Here is a 15560-nt window from a genome sequence, read left to right on the forward strand (position 1 = left end):
GAACGTCACACCTCTGATCAGTGGGAGAGAGTCAGGTGTACTTCGCCGCACTGCTCGCGCGCACCGAAAACGGGTGGGAAGCGAGCGACACGGAGCTCGACGACGTGGAGACCCTGTCGGATCTGACCGAACTGGCCCGCGAGGCCTCGGACGACGACACGGTGATCGTCTTCATCGAGCAGGAGGACGCGTGGTTCGGGATCGTACGGATCGAGGGTGAGGAAGACCCTCGTATCTACGTCTCGGACGGCGCCGCCGCAGCCCGTTCCTCGTACGGGGAGATCCTCACCCGGGAGATCCTCGGCGACGACCTGGACGACATCGTCGACGAGCTCGAGTCACTGGACCTGGACGGCACGGAGGACGGGGAGGCGCTCGACGACGACACGGACGACGACGAGGACACCGGCGTCGCCGCCGAGGCCGTGCCGGCCGCGCCGGTCGGCGACCGGCTGATCCTGGCCGACCTGGGCATGGCTCCGGCCGACCTGCTGGCGCTCGAGAGCGACGCCCTCTCGGAGATCGCGGACGCCCTGGGCGCGGCCGAGGTCCTGGAGGCCGTCCGCTAGTGGCACGCGCGGTACCGTCCCCCGGCCCGACGACCGACCCGCCCGGGGAGCCCGGGAGCACCCCGGCGGGCGACCTCACGGACACCCCGGCCGGCGAACCTTCGGGCGGCTCGTCCGGCGAACCCCTGGGCGGTTCGTCCGGCGATCCCGTGCGGGATCCCTGGCGGGAGGCCATGCGGCTCGCTCTCGCCGAGGCCGACGCGGCCGTGTCGGCCGGTGACGTACCGGTCGGCGCGGTCGTGCTCTCCCCCGGCGGCACGGTGATCGCCCGGGCGCACAACGAGCGGGAGGCGACCGGCGACCCCACCGCGCACGCCGAGGTGCTCGCGCTCCGCCGGGCCGCCGAGGCGACCGGCGAGTGGCGTCTGACGGGGTGCACGCTCGTCGTGACCCTGGAGCCGTGCGTGATGTGCGCGGGCGCGCTCGTCCAGTCGCGGGTCGATCGGGTGGTGTTCGGCGCCGTGGACGAGAAGGCGGGCGCGGCCGGTTCGCTCTGGGACCTCGTACGGGACCGCCGGCTCAACCACCGCCCCGAGGTGATCCACGGCGTGCTCGGCGAGGAGTGCGCGCAGCAGCTGACGGCCTTCTTCCGCACCCGCTGACCCCTGCCCGGTCCCGGCCCCGGTACCGGTCCCGACGGCGCTCCGACCTGCGCCGGGATACGGATTTCATCGCAGCGGGAGTTTCGGCTAAGCTCTCTCTCGGTAGCGTGTCCGAGCGGCCGAAGGAGCTCGCCTCGAAAGCGAGTGTGGCGCAAGTCACCGAGGGTTCAAATCCCTCCGCTACCGCTTCGATCGAAGGGCCCGGTGCACCAGCACCGGGCCCTTCGGCGTATCCCCCAACAGCGTGGCCGCGTACGCGAAAGGCCCCGGACCGCGCTCGAGGCGCGGGCCGGGGCCCTCTTCGTAGGACGGGGGGAGCGGCATCGGGGGGACAAGCCGCTCCCCCCGATGAGAACCGGTCCTCCAGGTCCTGCGCCGCGATCGGGGGAAGCGGACGGCACGGACCCCGCAGTGCGGGCCGGTTCCTGGAGCCCTTCGGATTCCTGCCGGATCCGCCGGGCTCGACATCCATACTGCTCGCCCGTCACCCTTCCGGGAGGCGGCAAAAGGCCTCGATCTCCGGGCCCTTGGTCCGTAAAGGCTCGGTTAGAGTGGCGCGGTCGTACGGCGGGGGAACTGGGGAGGGCTGGTCAGTGGTGCAAGCGAAGAAGGCCGTTCTGTACGCGGTCTCGGTCTTTGTGCTGTACACGATCGTCACGTCTCCGGAAAGGGCCGCCGATCTCGTGCAGGTAGGGTTCGAGGGCATAGCCAGCGCCGCTCAAGGAGTCGGCCAGTTCATGACAGAACTCATCAACTAGGAGCCCCTCCGTGATCCGCCATCTGGTCCTCTTCAAGCTCAACGAGGGCGTCGCCCGCGACGAGCCGCGTGTCGTCGCGGGTGTCGAGGCGTTCCGCGCGCTCGGCGGGCAGATTCCGGAGCTGCGCTTCTGGGAGTGCGACTGGAACATCACGGACCGGCCGATCGCGTACGACTTCGCCATCAACTCGGCCGTCGAGGACACGGACGCGCTCCAGCGGTACCTGGAGCACCCCGCACACCAGGCCGGTGTCGCGCAGTGGCGCGAGTTCGCCACCTGGGTGATCGCGGACTACGCCTTCTAGTCCTCCTTCGTCCTGAGGCCCCCTGCCGTCGAGGCGGGGGGCTTTTTCCATGGGTGACCTCGTGTGTGACCTCCCCTTTCTCCGCCATCATGCCCTCAACACGTCACTATGCGGTGCTTGCACACAGTGGACATGTCTTGTGATGCTATGACCGCTTTTGATGGATGAGTTGACCGTAGTTGACCCAGTCGACCAGCAAGACCAGCCAAAGGGGTGGCGTGAACGTGCCGGCCAGTACAGCACCTCAAGTCCCGCCCCAGCACGAGGCCGGGGGCGCGGAGGCCCCGCGCCCCCGGCCCCAGAACACCCGGCCCCAGAGCACCCGCGGCGCGGACACCCGAGCCCTCACCCAGGTGCTCTTCGGGCAGCTCAAGAACCTGGAGCCGGGCACTCCGGAGCACCACCGGGTGCGCGGCGCCCTCATCGAGGCCAACCTGCCGCTCGTGCGGTACGCGGCGGCCCGCTTCCGCTCGCGCAACGAGCCGATGGAGGACGTCGTCCAGGTCGGCACCATCGGCCTGATCAACGCCATCGACCGCTTCGACCCCGACCGGGGCGTGCAGTTCCCCACCTTCGCGATGCCGACCGTCGTCGGCGAGATCAAGCGGTACTTCCGCGACAACGTCCGCACCGTGCACGTGCCGCGCCGGCTGCACGAGCTCTGGGTGCAGGTGAACGGCGCCACCGAGGACCTGACGACCGCGCACGGCCGCTCCCCCACGACGGCGGAGATCGCCGAGCGGCTGCGGATCGGCGAGGACGAGGTGCTCGCCTGCATCGAGGCGGGACGCTCGTACCACGCCACCTCCCTGGAGGCCGCGCAGGAGGGTGACGGGCTGCCCGGACTGCTCGACCGGCTCGGTTACGAGGACCCGGCCCTCGCCGGGGTCGAGCACCGCGACCTCGTCCGGCACCTGCTCGTACAACTGCCCGAACGGGAGCAGCGGATCCTGATGCTGCGCTACTACAGCAATCTGACGCAGTCCCAGATCAGCCAGGAGCTCGGCGTCTCCCAGATGCACGTGTCAAGGCTCCTCGCCCGCAGCTTCGCACGATTGAGATCCGCAAACAGGATCGAGGCGTAATCAGAACGGGTAGACCGGTTCGGAGTAGTTCCGCCGCGCCCCAAATGCCGTACACCCCTTGTTTCCTGCGGAAATGCACTCTCCTCTTGTCGACAAGTCACTACAGCGTGTTGCCGACATGTGACATTCTGCTGGAACCGAGTTTGCCGCAGCCCCGCCGCCGGTATTCAGGTGGAGGCTGCGTTCCTCAGATGGTCGCGGCCACCGCGACCGTCCGCGACCTCAAGGGGGTGGCATGTCCACAGAACTGGGCAGCTCGAAGGTGCTCACGCTCACGCCCGTCCCTGTGCCCACGCAGACGACGGCGCCGACCGCGACCGACAGCACGGAGACGCCCCCGACCGCGCCTCCGCCGATGGCCGTCACGTCGGGAGCCCTCGACACCCGCACCCTCTCCCGCTCCCTCTTCCTGCGGCTGCGCGCCCTCGACGCCGACGGTGCCGCCGGCGACAGCCCGGAGCGGACCTACGTCCGCGACACGCTCATCGAGCTCAACCTCCCCCTCGTGCGGTACGCGGCGGCCCGCTTCCGCTCCCGCAACGAGCCGATGGAGGACATCGTCCAGGTCGGCACCATCGGCCTGATCAAGGCGATCGACCGCTTCGACTGCGAACGGGGCGTGGAGTTCCCGACGTTCGCCATGCCGACGGTCGTCGGTGAGATCAAGCGCTTCTTCCGCGACACCTCCTGGTCGGTGCGGGTCCCGCGCCGGCTCCAGGAGCTGCGCCTGGCCCTCACCAAGGCCAGCGACGAGCTCGCGCAGAAGCTCGACCGCTCGCCCACCGTGCCCGAACTCGCCGCCGTGCTCGGGGTGTCGGAGGAGGACGTCGTCGACGGGCTCGCCGTCGGCAACGCGTACACCGCCTCCTCGCTCGACTCCCCCTCGCCCGAGGACGACGGCGGCGAGGGCTCGCTCGCCGACCGCCTCGGCTACGAGGACACGGCGCTCGAAGGCGTCGAGTACCGCGAGTCGCTCAAGCCGCTGCTCGCCAAACTGCCGCCCCGCGAGCGGCAGATCATCATGCTGCGCTTCTTCGCCAACATGACCCAGTCGCAGATCGGCGAAGAGGTCGGCATCTCCCAGATGCACGTCTCGCGACTGCTCACCCGCACCCTCGCCCAGCTGCGCGAGGGGCTCATCGCCGACTGAGTGCGGGAGGAACTTCCGCGAAAGGACTCCCTTGCTGACGGAGCGTCAGTCACACTGGCGCCCATGAGGCGAAGGAAGCCGGGACTCGTGGCGGTGGCGCTCTGCCTCGGTGGAGCGCTGACCGCCTGCGGCGGCGGAGGAGACGGCGAGGGGTACGCGGCGGTGGGCGCCGGGCCCTCACCGAAAGGCGCGGCCACTCCCTCGGGCGCGGTCACCCTGATCCCCCTGGACAGCCCGGGCGCCGACGAGACGACGTCCAGCACGTTTTCCCCGTCACCGGCCCCGGACCCGCTCCCCGTCCCGGTCCCGGGTACGCCGGCAGCGGCCGCCCCCTCGGGCACCTCCGGCGCTTCCGGGCCCTCCGGTACGGATACGAGTACGGGCACGGATACGGGGTCGAGTACGGCTCCGACGATCGCGCCCGGGGCCACCGGCGGGCCGACTCCGCGCCCCGGCGGCAGCACCCCTCCCCGTACCCCCTCCGCACCGCCGCCCACCGGGCCGGCCCCCGGCACCGGCACGCCCACGCCGTCCCCCACGCCCGCACCCGGACCCGCCCTGCTCACCGTCTCCGCGCCCGTCCTCGCGGACGGGGACCGGCGCTGGTGCGAGCGGGTGACGGTCACCTTCCGGAACAGCGGCGGCACGGCGGTCCGCTCGGGGACGGCCACCTTCGCCACGCACGTCATCGGCGCCCTGGGCGTCGACTGGGCGACGCTCACCTCCACCCGGCCGCTGCCCGCGCCGATCGCCGCCGGGACGGCGCGGACGGAGACGTACACCGTCTGCGTCGACTCCTGGCGGGTGCCGCTGGGCATGCGGATCGACACCCGGAAGGTCACCGCCGTCTGGCAGTGACCGGGAAGCGCACCCCGGTCAGGCGTTCGGAGAGTTCCCACAGCCTGCGGCCCGTCTCGGGGTCGGCCGCCGCGTCCGAGAGGCGTACGCGGGTCGGGGCGCCGCGCAACTCCCCCGGGCCGTCGGGGCCGATGAACTCGCCGCCCGTGACGTCCGGTGCGGTGGCCGCGTACAGCTGCGGCAGCGCGCCCCGTTCCGGCGTCTGGGCGATCAGGGGATTCGCGACGTACCCGAAGAACAGCCGGGTCAGACCGCTCGTGTCCCGGGTCTGGAGGCGCGTGGCGGTGTAGCCGGGGTGGGCGAGGACGCTGCGGACCGGACTGCCGGCCTCGGTCAGGCGGCGGTGCAGCTCCTGCCCGAAGACGGCGTTGGCGAACTTCGACTGGTCGTAGAAGGCCATCGGTGCGTACCCGTGCGCACCGGTGAGGTCGTCGAAGCGGAGACGGCCCTGGCGGTGCTTGATCGAGCTGACGGTGACCACCCGGGGATCCCGGCCGTGCCCTCCATTGGCGGTGAGCAGGTCGAGCAGCAGCCCGGTGAGCGCGAAGTGGCCGAGGTGGTTGACGGCGAACTGGAGCTCGTGGCCCTGGCGACTGAGGGTGCGGGGCGGGGCCATCACGCCGGCGTTGTTGACGAGCACGTCGAGACGTGGGTGCTCCGCGCGCATCCGGTCGGCGAAGACCCGCACCGAATCGAGGTCGGCGAGGTCGAGCCGGCGCACGTCGAGGAGGCCCGCCGGCACCCCGCCCGCCGTGAGGCCGTCGACGACCGCGCGGCCCCTCGCCTCGTCCCGTACGGCCAGGATGACGCGCCCGCCGCGCCGGACGAGCTCCCGGGTGGTGCTGAGGCCGAGGCCGCTGGTGGCTCCGGTGACGACGAAGACCCGCCCGGTCTGGTCCGGGATCCGGTCGGCGGTCCAGCTCTGCTTCTTGGTCATGCGGCACACGTTGCCGTCTGTGTCACCGAGTGTCAAGCATGACAGTGGGTGCCGTGGAGGGCACGGCGTTACCATCGGCCCGTGACCACCCGCCCCGAGTCCTGCCTCGCTCAGCGCAAACGACAGCTCGTCGCGACCGAGCTCACCGAAGCGGCCCTCCAGCTGCTCGCCCGCAAGGGCTTCGACGCGGTGACCGTCGACGAGATCGCGACCGCCGCCGGGGTGTCCAAGCGGACCTTCTTCCGGTACTTCGCGTCCAAGGAGGACGTCGTCGTCCAGTTCCTGGCCGACCTCGGCGCCGACATGCGGGCCGGGCTCGCCGCCAGACCTGCCGGGGAGCGCCCTTCCGAGGCGCTGCTGCACGCCGTCTCCGTCCCCCTGGCCACCTGCGAGGAGCACTCCGAGCGCGCCCTGCCGGTGGTCCGGCTGATCCTGCGGACGCCCGCGCTGCTCGCCCGCTTCCTGGAGCACCAGGCGGAATGGCGCGAGGAGCTCACACAGGAGCTGGCGGCCCGCCGGGGCCTCGATCCCGGCACCGACCTCTACCCCCGGCTCGCCGCGGGCATGGCGCTGGCCGCCTTCGACGCCGTGCTGCACCGGTGGAGCGAGGGGCAGGGACGGGAGAGCACCGCGGACGCGAGGGTGCTCATAGGAGAGGCCTTCGCGGTGCTCGCGCCCGCACTCGACTCCGCATCGCCATAGCGGTACTCCGTATCGCCATGGCGGTGCGACGGCGTGGCGGCCGGAGCCGCCGCATCCCCTGGCCCCTCCCCGTAAAAGCAAGGTGGGCCGGGTCCGCGTGACGCGGATCCGGCCCACCGGGGTGCGGGGAACGAGGGGAGCGGTCAGCTCAGGGCCAGCCAGGCGGCCACCGCCAGGACGACGATCGCCGCGATCACGCCCACGATCAGGCCGACCCGCGGGCCGCCCGAGGAGGCCACGGCCTGCGGCTGCTGCTGCGGGGCACCCTCGTCGACGAAGGCGCGGAACATCTGCGTGTTGCCGGCGGGGTCGTAACCCTGGGGGTTCTGGCCCTGAGGAGCCTGGCCCTGGCCGTACGGTGCTTGCGGGTTGTGTGCCATGGGCCAGGACCCTAGCGAAGTCGGGGCGGGGCCCCCAACCCTCCGGCCGCCCCGCGCTCCTTTGCCGATTCTTTAGCGCTGTTTGACCGATTTAGTTTGCCTGAAGCAACCATCCATCTCTATGGTTGCCCTAAGCAACAAGATGGCCCGGAGGTACCCGATGGAGACACGGAGCCGGTACGAGGAGCTCGCCCGCTCGGTGAGCGCGATCGGAGCCGTGAAGCGCGGACTGGCCCGCGCCCTGCCCGTCGAATGCCAGGGCGGCTCGGCGGCCGTGCTCGCCCTGGTCAAGCACCACGGCGACATGCGGATGAGCCGGCTCGCCGAACTCATGGCCGTCGACATGTCCGTGTGCAGCCGCCATGTGGCCCACACCGTGGAACACGGCTGGATCGAGCGTCTGCCCGACCCGGACGACCGGCGCTCCCGCATCCTCCGACTCACGGGGCCGGGCCACGCGATGCTCGGCGAACTCGACCGCCGGGTCACGCAGGCCTTCTCCCGCCACCTCGCGGAGTGGTCCGACGACGACGTCGAACACCTCGCCCACCTGCTCGCCCGCCTCCGCGACTCCTTCGGGGACTGCCGGGCCCACCACGCTTGAGAACAAAGGAAGTTCATGGCTACGACCACGCCCGACACCGGTGCGCGGGACGGTCTCACCGGCACCGGAACCGGCGGCGGCGAGACCGCACCGATGACGCACAAGCAGATCATGGAGGCGCTGTCCGGGCTGCTGCTCGGCATGTTCGTCGCCATCCTGTCCTCGACGATCGTCTCCAACGCCCTCCCCCAGATCATCACCGACCTGGGAGGCGGCCAGTCCGCCTACACCTGGGTGGTCACCGCCGCGCTGCTTTCGATGACCGCGACCACCCCGCTCTGGGGCAAGCTCGCGGACCTCTTCTCCAAGAAGCTGCTCGTCCAGGCAGCCCTGCTCATCTACGTCGCGGGCTCGATCGTGGCCGGCCTCTCACAGAGCACCGGCATGCTCATCGCCTGCCGTGTCGTGCAGGGCATCGGCGTCGGCGGTCTGACCGCCCTCTCCCAGATCATCCTGGCCGCGATGATCGCCCCGCGTGAGCGCGGCCGGTACAGCGGCTACCTGGGCGCGACCTTCGCCGTCGCCACCGTCGGCGGCCCGCTGCTCGGCGGCGTCATCACCGACACCGACTGGCTCGGCTGGCGCTGGTGCTTCTACGTCGGCGTGCCGTTCGCGATCTTCGCGCTCTTCGTCCTGCAGAAGACCCTCAAGCTCCCCGTCGTGAAGCGTCAGGTCAAGGTCGACTGGGCCGGTGCCCTCCTCATCAGCGCCGCCGTCTCCCTGCTCCTCATCTGGGTCACCTTCGCGGGCGACAAGTACGACTGGATGTCCTGGCAGACGGCCGCGATGGTGCTCGGCTCGATCGCCCTCGGCGGGGTCTTCGTCCTCGTCGAGTCGAAGGCGAGCGAGCCGATCATCCCGCTCCGCCTCTTCCGCAACCGCACGATCACCCTCGCCTCGCTCGCCTCGCTCTTCGTGGGCGTCGCGATGTTCGCCGGCACGGTCTTCTTCAGCCAGTACTTCCAGCTGGCCCGGAACGAGTCGCCGACGATGTCCGGCGTCCTCACCATCCCGATGATCGCGGGCCTGTTCGTCTCCTCCACCGCCTCCGGCCTGATCATCACCAGGACCGGAAAGTGGAAGGCGTGGCTGGTCAGCGGTGGCGCCCTGACCACCGGCGGGCTCGGTCTGCTCGGCACGATCCGCTACGACACGGCGTACTGGCACATCGCGCTCTTCATGGCGGTCCTCGGCCTCGGCATCGGCATGATGATGCAGAACCTGGTGCTCTGCACGCAGAACCAGGTGGCCCCCGCCGACCTCGGCGCCGCCTCCTCCGTCGTCACCTTCTTCCGCTCCCTCGGCGGTGCGATCGGTGTCTCGGCGCTCGGCGCGGTCATGGCCCACCGGGTCACGAACTACGTCAAGGAGGGCCTGGCCGACCTCGGTCCGAAGGCCGCGGGCGCCATGGGCCAGGGCGGCTCGGGCGGCTCCATCCCCGACATGGACAAGCTGCCGGCCCCGATCCGCACGGTCATGGAGGACGCGTACGGCCACGGTGTCGCCGACGTCTTCCTCTACTCGGCGCCCTTCGCGCTGCTCGCCTTCCTGGTGACGCTGTTCATCAAGGAGGTCGCCCTGAAGAGCGGCTCGTCGAAGGAGAGCGGCTCGTCGAAGGAGAGCTGAGAAAGACTCCCGGCCGCGCTTCGAGCGGAGGCGCGGCCGGGCCGGTACGGAGCGGCGGGCAGGGGACGGCCCGCCGCTCCGTCATCTCTCCGTACCGCCCGGCTCTTCGGTTCCACGTGAAACCATGGCCTCGATGCCGGCGACCAGGACGTCCAGGGCGTAGTCGAAGTCGCGGTCCCAGATCTGGCTGACGGTGCCGTGCGAGGCCCGTTCGTCGAGGATCTCCGCCATGGGTTCGAGGGTCTCCAGGAACGCCGGGTCGTCGCGGAAGGCCTTGATCGACTCCACGTAGAAGTCGTCCTGCGACATGCCGGCCTCCGCCGCACGGCGCTCGAACTGGGACTGGATCGTCCCGTAGCCGTACACGAACTGGAAGACCGCCGACATGGCGCTGGGCTGGCGGTCCGTCGGCAGGCCGGTGTCCTTGATCGCCTCCTGGATCTTGCCCCCGACGGCGATCGCGTGCGGACCGATGTTCAGGTACTGCCCGGCGCACGGTGACATCCACGGGTGGCGCACCAGCATGTGGCGGTAGTCGAGGGCGAGCACCCTGGTCCGCTCCCGCCAGCCCCCGGCGGCGTCGACCGCCGCGAGGTCGATCTCCCCGTAGACGGTGTCGATGGCGTACTCGATGATGTCGTCCTTGGTGTCCACGTACCAGTACAGGGACATCGCCGTGACGCCGAGATCCGTCGCGAGCTTGCGCATCGAGAGTCCGGCCAGGCCCTCCTCGTCGAGCATCCGGATCGCGGCGGCGACGATCCGGTCCCGGTCGAGCCCGGCCGGGCCGCCCCCGCTGCGGGCGGCCCGGTTCTCCAGCCAGACGCTGGAACGCGCCGGGTTCTTCGCCCGATCCGCTGCCTTGACCATCGCGTTCCTCCGTCTGTCAGTGGTCCGTGACCATGCTAGGCAGCGAGCGTCCTCCCGGCGGCCGGGGTCTTCTCCGTGCGCTCGGCCCGCCTGAGCAGGGCCGCCGCGAGCAGACCGCCGGCGAAGACGGCGACGGCGCCCACCAGCTGGCTGGTCTGCAGGCCGGAGGCGAAGGCGTCGGAGATCTCCGCCCGTTCGGCGTCGCTCCCGGCAGCCGCGAGGGCCGCGGGCAGCGAGGTCGCGGTGACGGCGACGAGCGCGGCGAAGCGGGCGTTGAGCACGGCGCCGAGGACGGCGACGCCGAGACCGTTGCCGAACTCGGCGAGGGTGCCGTTGACGCCGGCGCCCACGCCCGCCTTCTCCGGCGGGATCGCGCTCATGATCGCGTTGGCCATGGCCGGGTTGGAGACGGCGAGGCCGATGCCCATCAGGACCAGGCCGAGGAGCATGCCCCAGTAGGTGCCGTCCGTGCCGCCGCCGATCACGGCGATCGAGCCGAGACCGGCCGCGACCAGGGTCATGCCGACGGCCACGGTGGGCGGGGTGCCGAGCTTCGTCACGATGCGCGGGCCGACGCCGGTGAGGTTGAGCGCGACGACGGTCAGCGCGAGCGGTGCCATCCGCAGACCGGCTTCGAGCGGCTCGTAGCCGAGGACGAACTGCAGGTGCTGGGTGAGGAGGAAGAGCGAGCCGCCCATGCCGAACATGACCAGGATCGCGCCGGCGACGGCGCCGACGAACTTCTGGTTGCGGAAGAAGTGCATGTCGAGCATCGGGTACGGGACGCGCAGCTCCCACAGGGCGAAGGCGGCGAGGACGACGACGCCGATCGCGGCCGGGACGAGCACCTCGGCGGAGGTCCAGCCGTGTTCGGGGCCCGTGATGATCGCGTACACGGCGGCGGTCATGCCGATGGTGGAGAGCAGCGCGCCGAGCAGGTCGGGACGGTCGCCCTGGGGGTTCTTCGACTCCGGTACGAGCTTGAGGACGGCGATCAGGCCGATCAGCGCCACCGGGATGTTGATGAGGAAGATCGTTCCCCAGGAGAAGTGCTCGATGATGACGCCACCGATGAGCGGCCCGGCGGCGAAGCCGAGCGAGCTGACGGTGGCCCAGAGCGCGATGGCCTTGACCCGCTCGGAGTCGTCGAAGATCTGCATGACGACGGCGAGGGTCGTGGTCATCAGGAGCGCGCCGCCGACGCCCATGCCCGCGCGGGCGGCGATCAGCTGGGCGGTGGAGTCGGCGAGTCCCGCGGCGAGCGAGCCGAGACCGAAGAGCGCGAGGCCGGCGGCGAGGAGCTTCTTGCGGCCGTAGCGGTCGGCGGCGTTGCCCGCGGTCAGGAGCAGGCCGGACTGGACGAGCGAGTAGGCGTTGATCATCCACTGGATGTCGCTGGTGGAGGCGTGCAGTTCGGTGGTCAGCGCGGGGATGGCGACGCTGAGCACGGTGTTGTCGAGCAGCACGGTGAGCTGGGCGAGGCAGATGACGCCGAGGATCAGCCAGCGCTGCGGGTGGCCGCCGGTGGCGGTCGGTTCGGTCGCGGCGGTCGGCGCCGTCATGGGCAGAGCTCCTTGTACGGTGTACGGGACTGAGTCTCGTACACCGTACAAGGGCTTCTCGTACGCTGTATAGCGATTACTTCCCGGCCGTCAGGTCGTAGAACGTGGAGCTGCCGACGGTGACCGCCTCGAAGGTGTCCTGAACCCAGGCGACGATCTCGGCGCTGGTGCCGTCGCCGCCCATGCCGCCACCTCCGCCGCCCCCTCCGGACGAGATGAAGTAGTGGATCCTGCCCTCGGCGACGTACTGCTTGAACCGGTCGAGCGTCGGCGACGGGTCGCTGCCGTTGAAGCCGCCGATCGCCATGACCGGCTTCTCGGTGGCGAGCTGATAACTGGCCGCGTTCTGGGAACCCACCGCGGCGGCGACCCAGGTGTAGTCGTCGGCGTCCTTGAGCAGGGCCGCCTTCGCCTCCGTCCCGACATTGGCGCCGTCGAGGAGACCTCCCATGGCGCCGCCCATGCCGCCTCGCTCACCGTCGGGGGTGTTGCCGCCGGCGGTGCCGGGCGGCCGGGCCTGCCCCTGGCCCGCGGGCATGAAGCCCTGGCCCGGAGGCATCTGGCCCTGGCCTTGGTCCTGTCCACCACGGATCTGGCCGCCAGGGGCCTGGTCGGCGGGGGCCTGGCCTGCGGGGGCCTGACCGGTGCCCGGGAGGCCGTACGGCATCCGCGTCCCGCCGTCCCCGCGCCCGCCGGATCCACCGGGTCCGCCGCGCATCCCGCCGAAGCCCGCGCCCGCCGGGCCCGCCGTAACGATCGAGCCCTGGTGTCCCGTGCCCACCGTCGCCAGGGTGTACGCGAACGGGCCCGCGAGCCCCGCCGCCAGGCCGAGGCCCGCGACCGCGAGCCCGAACCGCCGGTCCACCCGGCCCGCGAACAGCAGCCCGAGCGCGGCCGCCGCGCCCGCCACCAGGACCGCCCAGCGCAGCCACGGCAGCCAGTCCGGCGTGCGCCCGAGAAGGGTGAAGGACCACCAGGCCGTCACCGCCACCGTCGCGGCGAGGGCCGCCGAGGCCTGCCAACGGGTGCGTTCCTCCCACAGCACGGCCGCGCCCATGCCGACGAGCGCCGCGAGGTACGGGGCCAGGGCCACCGTGTAGTACTCGTGGAAGATGCCGGCCATGAAGCTGAACACGGCAAGCGTGATCAGCAGCGAACCGCCCCACACCAGGAACGCGGAGCGCGCCGTGTCCGTCCGGGGCGCCCGCCGGGTGACGACGAGCCCCGCCACGAGCAGGAACAGCGCGGCCGGCAGGAGCCAGGAGATCTGGCCGCCGACCGAGTCGTTGAACATCCGGCCGATCCCGGTCTCGCCCCAGCCGCCGCCCTGGCCGCCGCCGCGACCGCCACCGCCACCGCCACCGCCGACACTGCCGGTCTCGTTGCCGTTGATCCGGCCGAGGCCGTTGTAGCCGAAGGTCAGCTCCAGGAAGCTGTTGTTCTGCGATCCTCCGACGTACGGCCGGGAGGACGCAGGCCACAGCTCGACCAGGGCCACCCACCAGCCCGCCGACACGAGCATCGCGAGCCCGCCGAGGGCCAGCCGGCCGATCCGGCGCCCGATCGCGCCCGGCGCGCAGACCGCGTGGACGAGCGCGAGCGGCGGCAGGATCAGGAAGGCCTGGAGGGTCTTCGCGAGGAACGCGAACCCGAAGGCCACCCCGGCCCACACGAGCCACTTCGCCGCGCCCTCCTCCTGTTCGAGGGCGCGCAGCACGCAGTACACGGCGACCGTCATCAGCAGCGCGAGCAGCGCGTCCGGGTTGTTGAAGCGGAACATCAGCGCGGCGACGGGTGTGAGCGCGAGCACCACCCCCGCGATCAGGCCCGCGCCCGCGCCGAACCGGCGCCGTACGGCCGCGTAGAGCACGGCGACGGTCGCCACGCCCATGAACACCTCGGGCGCGAGGATCTGCCAGGACCCGAGGCCGAAGAGCCGGACGGAGAGGGCCATCGGCCAGAGGGCGGCCGGCGGCTTGTCGACGGTGATGGCGTCGGCCGCGTCGAGCGAGCCGAAGAAGAAGGCCTTCCAGCTCTCGCCGCCCGCCTGGACGGCGGCGGAGTAGAAGGAGTTGGCGTAACCGGAGGCGCTCAGGTTCCAGAGGTAGAGCACGGTGGTCACGGCGAGCAGGCCGAGGAGGGCGGGCCGGACCCAGGGCGCGTCCTCGGCGCGTCCGCGCCACAGCCGGGCGGGCCGGCGGGCACGGGGCACGGCATGGACGGCGGTGGACGGGGTGGTCATCGTTCGTTCCTTGGGGAGACGCGGTCCGGGAAGACCCAGAGCCGGAAGAGGAGGAAACGCAGGACGGTCGCGGCGAGATTGGCGACGACCAGGACGGCCAGCTCGGTCGAGTGCGCCGGATCACCGCTCGCCGCGCCGAGGGCGGCGAGCGAACCGCTGGTCAGGGCGAGGCCGATGGCGAAGACCACGAGCCCCTGCGCCTGGTGGCGGACGGCCCGGTCCCGGCCCCGTACCCCGAAGGTGAGGCGCCGGTTGGCCGCCGTGTTGGCGACGGCGGAGACGAGAAGGGCGGCGGCGTTGGCGAACTGTGGGCCGACGCCGAGCCGGAAGGCCGAGTACAGGGCGAGGTAGAAGAGCGTGGAGAGCACCCCGACCACGCAGAAGCCCACCAGCTGCCGGGCCAGACCGCCCGGCACACCGGTGAGTTCGCGGTCCCGGGGATCGTCCCCGAAGGGCCTGGCCAGCCGGTCGAGGGGCAGCGATCCCGTCGCGAGGGCCCGCCCCACCCGCCAGACGCCCTTGAGGTCGTCGGTCGCCGTGCTGACGATGTGCACGGTCGAGTCCGGGTCGTCGACCCAGTCGACCGGCACCTCGTGGATGCGCAGCCCGGCCCGCTCGGCGAGGACGAGGAGTTCGGTGTCGAAGAACCAGCCGGTGTCCTCGACCATCGGCAGCAGCCGCTCGGCGACGTCCCGTCGTATCGCCTTGAATCCGCACTGCGCGTCGGAGAACCGGGCGGCGAGCGAGCCGCGCAGGATCAGGTTGTAGGCCCGCGAGATCAACTCCCGCTTCGGCCCACGCACCACTCGCGAGGAGCGGGCCAGCCGGGACCCGATCGCCAGGTCGGAGTGGCCGGAGATGAGCGGCGCGACCAGCGGGAGCAGGGCGTTCAGATCGGTGGACAGGTCGACGTCCATATAGGCGAGGACGGGCGCGTCCGAGCCCGACCACACCGTCCGCAGCGCCCGGCCGCGCCCCTTCTCCTCGAGCCGTACGGACCGCACCTCGGGCACCTCGGCGGCGAGGCCGGCGGCGACGGCGGGGGTGGTGTCGGTGGAGGCGTTGTCGGCGACGGTGATGCGGAAGCCGTAAGGGAAGGTCCGGAGGAGGTGCTCGTGGAGCCGGCGGACGCACGGCTCCAGGTCCTTCTCCTCGTTGTGGACGGGGATCACCACGTCCAGGACGGGCCGTCCCGCGATGTTCACCGGCAGGTGTTCCCGGGCGGGGAGGGCGTCGGGCCTTCCGGAGGCCACGGGCGCGGGGTCCGCGATCGTTGGGGTTCGCATGACACCGACACTCGCCGGGGCCGCT

At 71.4% G+C, this 15560-nt stretch carries 16 protein-coding genes and 1 tRNA gene; 11 read left to right on the plus strand and 6 right to left on the minus strand.

Features of this window, described 5'->3' with window-relative positions; all coding sequences use genetic code 11:
* The first annotated feature begins 35 nt into the window (after positions 1-35).
* The 8 genes from ACFWUY_RS03600 (at position 36) to ACFWUY_RS03635 (ending at position 5326) form a co-directional block, all read left to right on the plus strand.
* Entirely contained in the window at positions 36-569 is a 534-nt protein-coding gene (locus ACFWUY_RS03600) for a hypothetical protein (RefSeq protein ID WP_384101932.1), read from the plus strand.
* Positions 570-742: 173 nt separating this feature from the next.
* The gene (gene tadA / locus ACFWUY_RS03605; RefSeq protein WP_384101934.1) at positions 743-1171 is read left to right on the plus strand and encodes a tRNA adenosine(34) deaminase TadA; all 429 of its coding nucleotides are present in this window, start codon (positions 743-745) and stop codon (positions 1169-1171) included.
* Between the two features lie 101 nt (positions 1172-1272).
* Positions 1273-1357, plus strand: a tRNA-Ser gene (locus tag ACFWUY_RS03610).
* Between the two features lie 407 nt (positions 1358-1764).
* Positions 1765-1929, plus strand: coding sequence for a hypothetical protein (locus ACFWUY_RS03615; protein ID WP_384101564.1), 165 nt, complete (start codon positions 1765-1767; stop codon positions 1927-1929).
* 10 nt (positions 1930-1939) lie between these two features.
* Positions 1940-2233 carry a Dabb family protein gene (locus ACFWUY_RS03620; RefSeq protein ID WP_384101566.1) on the plus strand — a complete coding sequence of 98 codons (294 nt, stop codon included), beginning with the start codon at positions 1940-1942 and terminating at the stop codon, positions 2231-2233.
* A 224-nt stretch (positions 2234-2457) separates the two neighbouring features.
* Positions 2458-3318 (plus strand): RNA polymerase sigma factor SigF, encoded by an 861-nt coding sequence (locus ACFWUY_RS03625; RefSeq protein ID WP_384101568.1) that lies wholly within the window; start codon positions 2458-2460, stop codon positions 3316-3318.
* Positions 3319-3553: 235 nt separating this feature from the next.
* The gene (locus ACFWUY_RS03630; protein WP_384101570.1) at positions 3554-4468 is read left to right on the plus strand and encodes an RNA polymerase sigma factor SigF; all 915 of its coding nucleotides are present in this window, start codon (positions 3554-3556) and stop codon (positions 4466-4468) included.
* Between the two features lie 63 nt (positions 4469-4531).
* Entirely contained in the window at positions 4532-5326 is a 795-nt protein-coding gene (locus ACFWUY_RS03635; RefSeq protein ID WP_384101572.1) for a hypothetical protein, read from the plus strand.
* Here ACFWUY_RS03635 and ACFWUY_RS03640 read toward each other — a convergent pair.
* Complete coding sequence (locus ACFWUY_RS03640; RefSeq protein ID WP_384101574.1) at positions 5307-6263, minus strand: oxidoreductase; 957 nt, start codon at positions 6261-6263, stop codon at positions 5307-5309. The two genes, ACFWUY_RS03635 and ACFWUY_RS03640, sit on opposite strands and share 20 nt — an antisense overlap.
* Before the next feature lie 81 nt (positions 6264-6344).
* Here ACFWUY_RS03640 and ACFWUY_RS03645 point away from each other — a divergent pair, with 81 nt between their 5' ends.
* The gene (locus tag ACFWUY_RS03645) at positions 6345-6965 is read left to right on the plus strand and encodes a TetR family transcriptional regulator (protein ID WP_384101576.1); all 621 of its coding nucleotides are present in this window, start codon (positions 6345-6347) and stop codon (positions 6963-6965) included.
* Positions 6966-7108: 143 nt separating this feature from the next.
* Here the strand turns inward: ACFWUY_RS03645 and ACFWUY_RS03650 are convergent, their stop codons facing one another.
* Positions 7109-7345 carry a hypothetical protein gene (locus ACFWUY_RS03650; protein ID WP_384101578.1) on the minus strand — a complete coding sequence of 79 codons (237 nt, stop codon included), beginning with the start codon at positions 7343-7345 and terminating at the stop codon, positions 7109-7111.
* A gap of 160 nt (positions 7346-7505) precedes the next feature.
* On the opposite strand from ACFWUY_RS03650, the gene ACFWUY_RS03655 reads away from it, so the two are divergent.
* Complete coding sequence (locus ACFWUY_RS03655) at positions 7506-7949, plus strand: MarR family winged helix-turn-helix transcriptional regulator (protein ID WP_384101580.1); 444 nt, start codon at positions 7506-7508, stop codon at positions 7947-7949.
* 15 nt (positions 7950-7964) lie between these two features.
* Positions 7965-9575: an MDR family MFS transporter gene (locus tag ACFWUY_RS03660; protein ID WP_384101582.1), complete on the plus strand. Its 1611-nt coding sequence runs from the start codon at positions 7965-7967 to the stop codon at positions 9573-9575.
* 81 nt (positions 9576-9656) lie between these two features.
* Here the strand turns inward: ACFWUY_RS03660 and ACFWUY_RS03665 are convergent, their stop codons facing one another.
* From ACFWUY_RS03665 to ACFWUY_RS03680, 4 genes are all read right to left on the minus strand, one after another.
* Complete coding sequence (locus ACFWUY_RS03665; RefSeq protein WP_384101584.1) at positions 9657-10445, minus strand: TetR/AcrR family transcriptional regulator; 789 nt, start codon at positions 10443-10445, stop codon at positions 9657-9659.
* A gap of 35 nt (positions 10446-10480) precedes the next feature.
* Complete coding sequence (locus tag ACFWUY_RS03670) at positions 10481-12007, minus strand: MFS transporter (protein ID WP_384101586.1); 1527 nt, start codon at positions 12005-12007, stop codon at positions 10481-10483.
* A 76-nt stretch (positions 12008-12083) separates the two neighbouring features.
* Positions 12084-14249: an ArnT family glycosyltransferase gene (locus ACFWUY_RS03675; RefSeq protein WP_384101588.1), complete on the minus strand. Its 2166-nt coding sequence runs from the start codon at positions 14247-14249 to the stop codon at positions 12084-12086.
* On the minus strand, positions 14246-15535 hold the full coding sequence (locus ACFWUY_RS03680) for a glycosyltransferase (protein ID WP_384101590.1): 1290 nt from the start codon (positions 15533-15535) through the stop codon (positions 14246-14248). The genes ACFWUY_RS03675 and ACFWUY_RS03680 overlap by 4 nt, the downstream gene beginning before the upstream one ends.
* Between the last annotated feature and the right edge of the window lie 25 nt (positions 15536-15560).

Source organism: Streptomyces sp. NPDC058664 (genome assembly GCF_042716635.1).
GTDB lineage: Bacteria > Actinomycetota > Actinomycetes > Streptomycetales > Streptomycetaceae > Streptomyces.